The organism is Chromobacterium vaccinii (genome assembly GCF_000971335.1).
GTDB classification, from domain to species: Bacteria; Pseudomonadota; Gammaproteobacteria; order Burkholderiales; family Chromobacteriaceae; genus Chromobacterium; species Chromobacterium vaccinii.
Window position 1 is genome coordinate 34,303 of record NZ_JZJL01000043.1, and the last position, 9,911, is coordinate 44,213.

General features: G+C 66.7%; 8 protein-coding genes. 7 read left to right on the forward strand and 1 reads right to left on the reverse strand.

Translation table 11 applies throughout. The features are described from left to right. Positions 1-182 precede the first annotated feature (182 nt). The gene (locus VL52_RS18180; protein ID WP_046158364.1) at positions 183-1,106 is read left to right on the forward strand and encodes a LysR family transcriptional regulator; all 924 of its coding nucleotides are present in this window, start codon (positions 183-185) and stop codon (positions 1,104-1,106) included. A 12-nt stretch (positions 1,107-1,118) separates the two neighbouring features. On the opposite strand, the gene VL52_RS18185 is transcribed toward VL52_RS18180, so the two are convergent. Then, positions 1,119-2,318: a cyanate transporter gene (locus VL52_RS18185; RefSeq protein ID WP_046158356.1), complete on the reverse strand. Its 1,200-nt coding sequence runs from the start codon at positions 2,316-2,318 to the stop codon at positions 1,119-1,121. Positions 2,319-2,837: 519 nt separating this feature from the next. On the opposite strand from VL52_RS18185, the gene VL52_RS18190 reads away from it, so the two are divergent. From VL52_RS18190 to VL52_RS18215, 6 genes are read left to right on the forward strand one after another with little or no spacing between them, the layout of a single operon-like run. After that, on the forward strand, positions 2,838-3,452 hold the full coding sequence (locus tag VL52_RS18190) for a thermostable hemolysin (protein ID WP_046158357.1): 615 nt from the start codon (positions 2,838-2,840) through the stop codon (positions 3,450-3,452). Beyond that, on the forward strand, positions 3,449-5,035 hold the full coding sequence (locus tag VL52_RS18195) for an AMP-binding protein (protein ID WP_052729392.1): 1,587 nt from the start codon (positions 3,449-3,451) through the stop codon (positions 5,033-5,035). Before VL52_RS18190 ends, VL52_RS18195 begins: the two co-directional genes overlap by 4 nt. Beyond that, the gene (locus VL52_RS18200) at positions 5,007-5,891 is read left to right on the forward strand and encodes a TauD/TfdA family dioxygenase (RefSeq protein WP_046158358.1); all 885 of its coding nucleotides are present in this window, start codon (positions 5,007-5,009) and stop codon (positions 5,889-5,891) included. Before VL52_RS18195 ends, VL52_RS18200 begins: the two co-directional genes overlap by 29 nt. 10 nt (positions 5,892-5,901) lie before the next feature. Next, the gene (locus VL52_RS18205; RefSeq protein ID WP_046158359.1) at positions 5,902-7,047 is read left to right on the forward strand and encodes an aminotransferase class III-fold pyridoxal phosphate-dependent enzyme; all 1,146 of its coding nucleotides are present in this window, start codon (positions 5,902-5,904) and stop codon (positions 7,045-7,047) included. Next, the gene (locus tag VL52_RS18210; protein WP_046158360.1) at positions 7,028-8,356 is read left to right on the forward strand and encodes an aspartate aminotransferase family protein; all 1,329 of its coding nucleotides are present in this window, start codon (positions 7,028-7,030) and stop codon (positions 8,354-8,356) included. Before VL52_RS18205 ends, VL52_RS18210 begins: the two co-directional genes overlap by 20 nt. An 8-nt stretch (positions 8,357-8,364) precedes the next feature. Continuing rightward, on the forward strand, positions 8,365-9,765 hold the full coding sequence (locus tag VL52_RS18215) for an amidase (RefSeq protein WP_046158361.1): 1,401 nt from the start codon (positions 8,365-8,367) through the stop codon (positions 9,763-9,765). The last annotated feature ends 146 nt before the right edge of the window (positions 9,766-9,911 follow it).

Below are 9,911 nucleotides of genomic sequence, written 5' to 3' on the forward strand. Positions count from 1 at the left end.
TGACGAAATGCAATGTCGATATCATATTATTTCGCAATCGAGCGATCCTCGACATCACTCGGCCATCACCCAATGCACCGACGCCGCTGCCGGCCGTTGCCGCGCCGGCCAGCGCCGCCAAAAAAAACAAATGATTTCCGTTCGCAAACTTGCTTATGGAATCCATCCGGGATCGACAAGCCATGTTGCTCAATAACCGAGTCCGCAAGCTCGACTTTCAGGATCTGGTGATCTTCCAGCTGATCTACAAGCACAGAAGCGTTACCGAAGTAGCCGAACAACTCAGCGTCAGTCAATCCACCATCAGCTACTGCCTGAAGCGGCTGCGCGATTGCTTCGATGACGAGCTGTTCATCAACTCTCGGCTCGGCATGAGTCCCACCCAAAGGACCGAAGCGCTGTCGCCCCGCATCCAGAGCATTCTGAACCAGATGGCGGAATGCGTTCAGGAAGACGCCGCCTTCAATCCCAACGCGGACACATCCTCCTTCACCATCTACGCGCCGGAATACTTCGAGATTCTGGTGATGCCGGAACTGATGAAGAACATCCTGGAGGCCGGCTACAGGGTTTCGATCAATATCAAGAAACCGGAAAAAGACTTGCCCTACGCGGATATCGTCGGCGGCCAGATCGATCTGGCCATCTTCTTCGGCCCCGGCTTCTATCGCACCTACCCCGGCCTTACCACCCAGACATTGTTCCGCGACCATCTGCTGGCAGTACAGGACGGAGAGGACGACCCGCGCCCCCTGCCGCTGGACGACATGCTGGAGAGGCGGCACGTGTTCCCCACTCCCTGGATCTCCGACAGCAATATGGTGGACGGCTGGCTGCTCTCCCAAGGCCGCCATCGCACCATCGCGGCGCGGGCCAACAGCTACTATTCGGCCATCGAGCTGCTGCCCGGCACGGATCTGCTGCTGATGCTGCCGCGGCGGATACACGAGCGGGTGAAGCGCCAGCAGCCCAATATCGGCGCGCGCCCGGTGCCCGACGGCATGCCCGACTTCACTCTGGACATGGTGTGGAGCGCGGCGCTGGCCAACAGCCAGGCCAATATCTGGCTGCGCCAGCAACTGATCCGCGCCTGCGCCAACATTTAGCCCGGGCTCAGCTCAGCGCCGCCCCGCCTGGACCGCGAAGTGCCGCGGATATTCGGCCGGACGGAACCTCGCCACCATCGCCACCATGCCTGCCGACACCAGCGCCAGCAGCAGCCAGGCCTGGGTGAAGCTGGACGACACATCCTTGATGTAGCCGGCGATCAGCGGCGACAGCGCGGCGATCAGATAGCCCACCCCTTGCACGAAGGCCGTCAGCTGCCCGGCGCGGCGCGGCGCGTCCATGTGGTCCATCGCCACGATCAGACTCATCGGGAATAGTCCGCCGATGCCGAAACCCAACAGGCCGGCCCAGACGATGGGATAAGCGGTCGGCGCCAGAATCAGACCGGAGAAGCCGGCGATCACCGAAGCCAGCACCAGCAGCAGCACCGGGCGGCGATCCAGGCTGCGGCTGGCCAGCGCCGGCGTCACCAGGCCTGACACCACTTCCATGCTGGTCAGATAGGCCAGCAACAAGCCGGCATGCGTGTCCTGCCAACCCTGCTCCACATAGAACGGCGGCAACCAGGCCAGCACGCAGGTATAGGATGCGGTGCCTAGGCCGAAGAAGATGCCCAGCAACCAGGCCCGCGGCCGGCTGGAGAACGACTCCGCCGGCGCCGCCGCGCCCTGCTCGGCGGCGGAAAACGACACGATCTCGCCCCGGATCGCGTACCACGCGGCCAACGCCACCGCCGCCAGCGCCGACCAGGCGGCCAGCGCATGCTGCCAATCGCCCAGCCAGCCGCCGATGAAAGGCGACGCCGAGGCCGACAGCGCGGCGCCGCCCATGATGGCGGTGACATACACCCCCATCAGCAGCGCCACCGCGTCCGGAAAGCGGCTCTTGATGATGCCCGGCATCACCGACTGGATCACGGCGATGCCCGCCCCGGCCACCACCGCGCTCAGAATCAGGTCGAGCGCCGTCGACGCGTACAGCCTGGCCAGGCTGGCCAGGCCGATCACCAGCAAGGAAACCGCGATGGCGCGGTGCTCGCCCCAGCGCGCCGCCAGCCGCGCGCCGCGGAACATCGCGAAACCCATCGCCAGCACCGGCAGCATGGTCAGCAAGGAAATCAATGTGTAGCTCAGGGGAATGCTGTTGCGGATCGAGGTCAGCAACGGCCCGATGGCGGCCATCGACGGCCTGAGATTCAGGCCGACCAGCACCAGCGCCAGGATCAGCGGCGCGCGGGAAGGTTGGTTCATGTTCTAACTCCATGCATTTCGAGATGACTTGAGCATTGAATAGCTGTAAACAATTAAATGCAATTCAAAGTTTCGAATCGACTATCGGTTTTTTCGCAAACCCCTCGCCAAGCTGCTGAATACACTGCCGCCATCCCCGCCGATCAACCCGAAACCATGACCGCCATCGATATGGACGCCGGGCCGCTTTCATCGAAACAGGCGCTCAGCGGCCATTGCCGCCCTCGCCTCCGACACGCCTCCCCGACCGACAAAGAGCGGCAAGCTTCCCCCGCATCGACAATCCACTAAAAGGCGTGCCAGCGAGAACATATTCAATTTGGAATATCCATACATAACCGAACACCGTCCCAACCGGTATTTTTATAAGAAATTCACATTGAGGAATATTGCACGCATTACCTGACTATTTAAAAGATTCGAGAATTTAAATGTGCGAATCGAATTAATACAACATGACAATGTCACAAGCCAGCCATCATAGCCCTGTCGATTTTCGGCAAACCTACGGGAGATGTGATGAAGATCCGAGTTGCAAAGCACGGAACTGCTTTATGGAATCTTGCCGCAAGCGCCGTGCAGAAAAAGTATCAGTGCGCCTATGAAGCGCAAGTTGAGCCGAATCCTGAAAATTTCGTTGTCGCAATAGACAATGACCAGAATATCCTGGCTTGCGCGGGAATTACATTCGCCGAACGCGCGCCATTATTTTCAGAACAGTATCTGGAAAAACCAATTGAACTGCTGACCCGGGAAACATGGCAGCGCGAATATTATCGTAGCGACATTGCTGAAATAGGCAATCTGATTTCAAACGATAAAAACGCCTCGGTCAGCATCATCAAACTGGTGCCGCTATTGGCATGGTGCATGGGCGCCAAGGCGCTGCTCTGCACCATCACGCCCAAGGTGGCGGGCCTGCTGAAAGCCTGCGACATCGAATTCGAACCACTCTGCGAAGCCGATCCATCCAAAGTGGCCGGCGGCGCGCGGGCCTGGGGCAGCTACTACGAAAGCCGCCCGATCACCGGCCTGATCCACGTCGCCAACCATCGCGCGCTGTTCCACAGCCTGACCACATCGATGGATTTCATCCGCAGCAACCACACAAGCCAACTGGAGACCATGTCGTGAGCCTGAGCCGTCAGCTGCACCAACAATTGCTGCGCCAGCCGGAACAGACCGCCTGCGTCGATCACGACGCCGACGGCGGCGTCCGCCGCAGCCTCAGCCGCCGCGAGCTGGCCGATGCCGCCCACTCCCTGGCCGCGCGCCTGCAGGCGGAATTGCCGGCCGGCCGCGCGGAATCGCGCCCAGTCGTCGGCATCGTCATCCGCAACAGCATCGACTGGCTGATCGCCGACCTGGCCTGCCTGTTCGCCAATCTCACCAGCCTGCCCCTGCCCCAGGCCTTCACCCGCGCCCAGGCCGAGCATCTGGCCGCCAAGTGCGACTTCTTCCTGGTGGACGAAACCGGCGAAGCCATCCTGGAACAGCGCTGGGGGCTGCGCCCCGCCGCCGGACGCAAGCTGCGCGCGGACCTGTCGGCGCCGACGCCCGGCGCCGCCGTCGAAACGCAGCCCTCTCCGCCGGACGGCGGCTGGATCTGCAAGATCATCCACACCTCCGGCACCACCAGCCGCCCCAAGGGCGTCTGCCTGTCCGAAAACGCCATCGCCGCCACGCTGGCCAGCCTCGGCGAAGCGCTGCCGGCCGAGTGCCATCGGCGCTATCTGTCGCTGGTGCCGCTGAGCCTGTTGCTGGAGCAGATCACCGCCGCCTATCTGCCGCTGCTGTCCGGCGGCGCGGTCCACTTCCTGCCGCAGAGCGTGCCATTGCTGGGCGAGCCCGGCGGCAACGCCGACAAGATGATCGACTGGCTGCTCCAGGCCCGCCCCAGCGCCTGCACCGTGCCGCCGGTGGTGGTCAACCGCCTGCTGGCGCGGCTGGAGCAGGGAGACGCCGCACTGGCCGGCTACCTGGCCGCCGGCGACGCGCCGCACATCACCTGCGGCGGCGCGGCGGTCAGCGTCGACGTGCTGGCCAAGCTGTCCGCCTTCGGCGTGGAGGTGTTCCAGGGCTATGGCCTCAGCGAAAACGCCTCGGTGGTCAGCGTCAACACCCGCACGGCCAACCGCGCCGGCAGCGTCGGCCGTCCGCTGCCCCACGTCCAGGCGCGCATCGCCGCGGACGGCGGCATCCAGATCCGCAGCGCCTCGCTGTTCAGCCACTACTCCGGCGAAGACCCGAGCGCCTGCGCGAAAACCGCCGACGGCTGGCTGGACACCGGCGATCTGGGCGAACTGGACGCCGACGGCTACCTGTTCATCAGCGGCCGCAAGAAGAACGTGATCTGCCTGCCCAACGGCCGCAACGTCAGCCCGGAGCAGGTGGAGCTGGAGTTGCGCCAGCTGGAGGGCATCCACGACGCCGTCGTCTTCCTTGACGAGGAGGACGGGCTGGTCGCCCTGCTGCACACCGCCGAGGCGCGCGAAGCCGCGCCCTGGCTGAGCTGGATGGCGGACAACCTGTCCGACATCGAGCGCCCCGCCCGGCTGTGGCTGCTGCCCCGCGGCAGCGAGCTGCTAAGCCGGCTTTACACCGTCACCGGCCGCCCCCAGCGCGGAGACATCGCCCAGGCTTACGCCGCCCGCCGCGGCGCCCCTTCATCCAACGAGGAAAACCACAATGAACATGGCCGTCTTGTCGCAGTCTGAAACCACCGTCAAACGCCTGGCCGCCGCCGACATGCGCGGCCTGGACACCGAAGAGCTGCTGTCCGAGCTGGCCGAAACCGGCGTGCTGCTGTTCCGCCACGGCGCGGAAACCGTCGACGAGTTCTGCGATTTCGTCAAACGCCACAGCTCGCGGCTGAGCCTGGACCCGGCCCGGGCCATGGAGGGCGGCGCCGCCCAGCTGGTGGACGCCGGCACCGACGCCGTCGGCCTGCACTGCGAGAACGGCAACTCGCCGTTCTGGCCGGACCTGACCTGGTTCTACTGCAAGGAAGCGCCGCGCAAGGGCTCGCAGACCACGGTGTGCGACGGCGCGGTGGTGCTGGAACAACTGTCGCCCCGCGCCCGCGACTTCTTCCTGCAGAACGAGATCCGCTATTCGCGCAACGTTCAGGCCGACAAATGGAAGCGGCTGGCGATGCACTACACCTCGGGCGTCAGCCACCCGGACGAGGTGAGCTTCGAGCACTTGCAGCGCATCATCGGCGACGATCCGAACACCCAGATCACCTACAACCCGGCGGACGAATCCATAGGCTACGACTTCACCGTGTCGGCGGTCCTGGTCTCGGCCATCAGCCGCCAGCCGGCCTTCGCCAACAGCATCCTCGGCCCCTCGTACAACTACGAGAAGCCGCGCATCACCGTGGCGGCCAGCGGCCTGCCGATTCCGGCCTCGATGATGGACGAGATCATCCGCGTCAGCGACGCCGCCACCATCCCGGTCAACTGGGACGACAACGACTTCGTGATGATAGACAACCGCCGCGTGATGCATGGCCGGCGCGCCATCATCGACACCCGGCGCAAGATCTTCAACGCCCTCAGCTATCTGTAAGGAGAACGCCATGACAGCACGCGACGCCCTGCCCGCCGTACTTGGGCAGATACTGAGCGCGGAGGGAGCGATCCTGACCGACGCCGGCGGCCGCCGCATCACCGACCTGGCCAGCGGCGGCCTGGGCTTCGGCCTGCCGGACATCATCGGCAAGGTCCGCGAACAGGCCGCCGTGATGGGCCTGTCCAACCGGGTGATGATGTCCGCGCCGCTGCTCACGCTATGCCGCGAACTGGCCGGCATGCTGCCGCCCGCATTGTCCAACGCCTATGTCTGCAGCTCCGGCGACGAAGCCTTCGAAGGCGCGCTGAAGCTGTGCAAGGGCCTGCGGCCGCAGCTGCGGCGGCTGGCCCACATCCGCGGCAGCGAATTCGGCTCGCTCAGTTACGGCCGCTGCCTGGAGGAGCCGGAAGGCTACGGCCAGCTGCGCCGCTTCCTCGGGCTGGAGACGCTGACGGTGGAGCGCGACGGCGCGCTGCCCTCCATCGCCGAGCTGTCCCAGTGCTATGCGCTGTGCTACTCGCCGCTGGTCCGCCAGAGCGACGGCTCGCTGGCCGCCCTGCCGCCGGAGCGCCTGCTCGCCATCGCGGCGCTGGCCCGCTCCGCCGGCGTGCCCCTGGTCTGCCAGGCCAGCGAAACATGCCTGGGCGCCGCCGGAACGATGTTCGGCCACGAACTCTCCGGCGTGGTGCCCGACATCCTGGTGCTGGGCGGCGCATTGGGCGGCGGCGCGGTGCCGATAGGCTGCTATTTCACCTCGGCCGAGCGCGCCTACCAAGTGTACGGCTGCAGCTCCCCCGCCAAGCACGGCAGCACCACCGGCGGCAATCCGCTGTCCTGCACCGCCGCGCTGGCGGCGCTGGAGCACGCCGCGCGGCAGAAGGCGCCGGAGCGCTTCCAGGCGCTGGGCAAACAGATCGCCGGCGCGCTGCCGGAGTACGTGTCCGGCGTGGTAGGCGGCATCGCCAACCTGCGCCTGCCGGACGGACTGGACGCCGCCGGACTGCCCGGCCGGCTGCTGGCCGCCGGCGTGCTGACCCGCCCACCCCGCGGCCGCACGCTCACCCTGCACCCCTCGGCCGCCACCCGCCCCCAGGCGCTGGACGCCGCTCTCGACATCATCAGGAGGACATTCGATGACCACCGCCGCCATTGACCGCCGGCAATTGCTGGACGACTGCGAAAAACACTGGGGCGCGTCCGCCGCCAAGCTGTACCGGATCGCCGGCAGCCAGGTGGAGGCGGAAGCCTCCGGCTGCGAAGTGCGCGACCATACCGGCCGCCGCTACCTGGACTTCGCCTGCAGCTACGGCGTCTTCATCGTCGGCCACCGCCACCCGGCCGTGCAGCGCCGCGTCGACGCGCAACTGGCGCAGCTGGCCTGGACGCCGCGCGGCGCGGCCCACCCGGTCCAGCAGGAGCTGACCGAGCGCCTGAAAGCGCTGGCGCCCGGCGACTGGGGCGACGTCCGCTACATGCTGTCCGGCGCCGAGGCGGTGGAGCATTCGCTGCGCTACGCGCTGGCCGCCAACGCGCCGCGCCGGCGCATCGTCATCACCGCCGGCGCCTATCACGGCAAGACGCTGGCGGCGATGAGCATACTCGGCCAGCGCCAGCACGAGGCCAGCTTCGGCAAGCTGTCGGCCGACGTGGTCATCGTGCCCTACGGCGACATGGCCGCGATGCGCGAGGCCGTCGGCGACGGCGCCTGCGCCGTCTACCTGGAGCCGATACTGGGCGGCGCCCACCTGCGCATGCCGCCGCTGGGCTATATGGAGGACATCCGCGCGCTGTGCGACCGCACCGGCACCCTGCTGGTGGCCGACGAGATCCAGACCGCCTTCGGCCGCTGCGGCAAGATGTTCGCGGTGGAATACGCCAACATCGAGCCCGACATCCTGATCCTGTCCAAGGGACTGACCGGCGGCTACGCGTCCATCGCCTGCGCGATGTACCGCAAGCAAACGCTGGAGCGGCTGCCCGCCCCGGCGGACGACCACGACAGCTGCGGCGGCCACCCCTTCGCCTGCGCCGCCGCGCTGGCCGCGCTGGACGTGATCGAGGAGGAAAACCTGCTGCAGGCGTCGGTGGAGCGCGGCCAGCAGCTGCGCCAGGGCCTGATGCAGCTGGCCCGCCGCTTTCCGGACATCATAGAAGACGTGCCCGGCATCGGACTGATGACCGGCCTGCGGCTGAAGGGCGCGGTGTACGAATCGCTGCTGTCGATGGAGCTGGGCAAGCGCAACGTGCACACCGGCCATTCGATGAACGAGCGCGCCGAGCGCCCGGTGCTGCGCTACTACCCGCCGCTGAGCGTCAGAGCCGACACCATAGACGAGGCGCTGAAGCGCACCCGCGAGGCGCTGGAGGCCGTGGCCGCGCTGCCGGCGTGGAAAATCTCGGTGATGCGCCGCGTCACCCGCTCCATGTACCGCCTGCCCAACGCGCTGCTGCGCAAGATGTGAGGATGCCCATGCACGATATCGACGCCCTGAGCCTGCGGGAGATGGCGGACCTGCAGCGGCGCGGCCGCCTGGCCAGCCGCGACCTGGCCGAGCACTACCTGGCGCGCATCGCCGAGCGCAACCCGCGGCTGAACGCCATCGTCGAGCAGACGCCGCCCGAGCGCCTGCTGGCCGAGGCCGAGGCCGCCGACGCCGCGCTGCGGCGCGGCCGCCTCCTGGGGCCGCTGCACGGCGTGCCGCTGAGCCTGAAGGACGCCTGCCACGTCCGCGGCTTCCACCCCAGCCGCGGCGTGCGCGAGCTCCACGGCGCGGCCAGCGGAGCCAACGCCACCGTGGTCCAGCGATTGTTCGACGCCGGCGCCGTCGCGCTCGGCCTCAGCAATGTGCCGGAAATGTGCATGGCCTTCGACACCGACAACCTGCTCTACGGCCGCACGCTCAATCCGCACGATCCCGAGCGCTCCGCCGGCGGCAGCAGCGGCGGCGAGGCCTCGGCCATCGCCGCCGGCATGAGCCCCGGCGGGCTGGCGTCCGACGCCTGCGGCAGCGTGCGCGTGCCCGCCCACTTCAACGGCGTGTGCGGGCTGAAGCTGACGCAATGGCGCGCGCCGCTGACCGGCCAGTTCCCGCACGACCGCTCCGGCCTGTTCCACCTCAGCTCCTCGTTCGCGGTGATGGGGCGCGGCGTCGACGACATCGCGCTGCTGGGGGAGCTGATCAGCGGCCCGGACGGGCAGGACCCGGACACCGTGCCCGCGCCGTTCCGCGACTACCGCGAGCAGCCGCTGTCCTCGCTGCGCATCGGTATCTGGCAGGAAAACATGGGGCCCGCCCGCCCCTCCCCGGCCACCGGCGCGCTGCTGCGGCATGCGGCGGCGCTGCTGGACGGCGCCGCCGCGTCGGTGACGGAAGTCGTCCCGCCGATGGTGGACGAGGCTTTCGATGTTTTATGGAAAGTGCTGGTGCTGGGCGGCGACGGCGGCCGCGGCTGGACGCAGTTGTTCAGCCGGATGGGGAAGGAAACCTTCTCGGCGCCCATCGCCCAGTTGCTGGAGTGGAGCGCCGAACTGGAAATGAGCGTGGACGAGCTGCGCGCGGCGCTGGTGACGCGGGACACGGTCCGCCACCGGCTGGCCATGATGTTCCGCGACATCGACGTGCTGATCTGCCCGGTCTATCCGGACGTCGCCTTCCGTCACGGCGAATCGCTGCGCGAACCGGGCGCCTACCGCTACGTGTTCCCGTTCAGCCTCACAGGCTCGCCGGCCGCGGTGATTCCGGCCGGCCGCTGCCCGGATAGCGGCATGCCGATCGGGCTGCAACTGGTGGGCCGCCATTGGGACGAACACCAGCTGCTGGCCGCGGCCGCGCACCTGGAGCGATTGCTGCCGGCCTGGCATCCGGTTTAGGCAAATCATTCCCGACAATAAAACAACGGGCCCATTTTGAATTCCAGATCCAATATCCGGCGATTCAAAATGGGCCCTGTTTATATTTGGGCAAAAAAGCGGGCAATAAAGAAAGGGCTTAGTCTCGCGACTAAGCCCTTGATCTT

Coding starts and splice junctions, on each gene's coding strand:
- VL52_RS18210 (WP_046158360.1), top strand. CDS start 7,028: ATGACCACCGCCGCCATTGACCGCCGGCAATTGCTGGACGACTGCGAA.
- VL52_RS18185 (WP_046158356.1), bottom strand. CDS start 2,318: ATGAACCAACCTTCCCGCGCGCCGCTGATCCTGGCGCTGGTGCTGGTC.
- VL52_RS18190 (WP_046158357.1), top strand. CDS start 2,838: ATGAAGATCCGAGTTGCAAAGCACGGAACTGCTTTATGGAATCTTGCC.
- VL52_RS18205 (WP_046158359.1), top strand. CDS start 5,902: ATGACAGCACGCGACGCCCTGCCCGCCGTACTTGGGCAGATACTGAGC.
- VL52_RS18180 (WP_046158364.1), top strand. CDS start 183: ATGTTGCTCAATAACCGAGTCCGCAAGCTCGACTTTCAGGATCTGGTG.
- VL52_RS18215 (WP_046158361.1), top strand. CDS start 8,365: ATGCACGATATCGACGCCCTGAGCCTGCGGGAGATGGCGGACCTGCAG.
- VL52_RS18200 (WP_046158358.1), top strand. CDS start 5,007: ATGAACATGGCCGTCTTGTCGCAGTCTGAAACCACCGTCAAACGCCTG.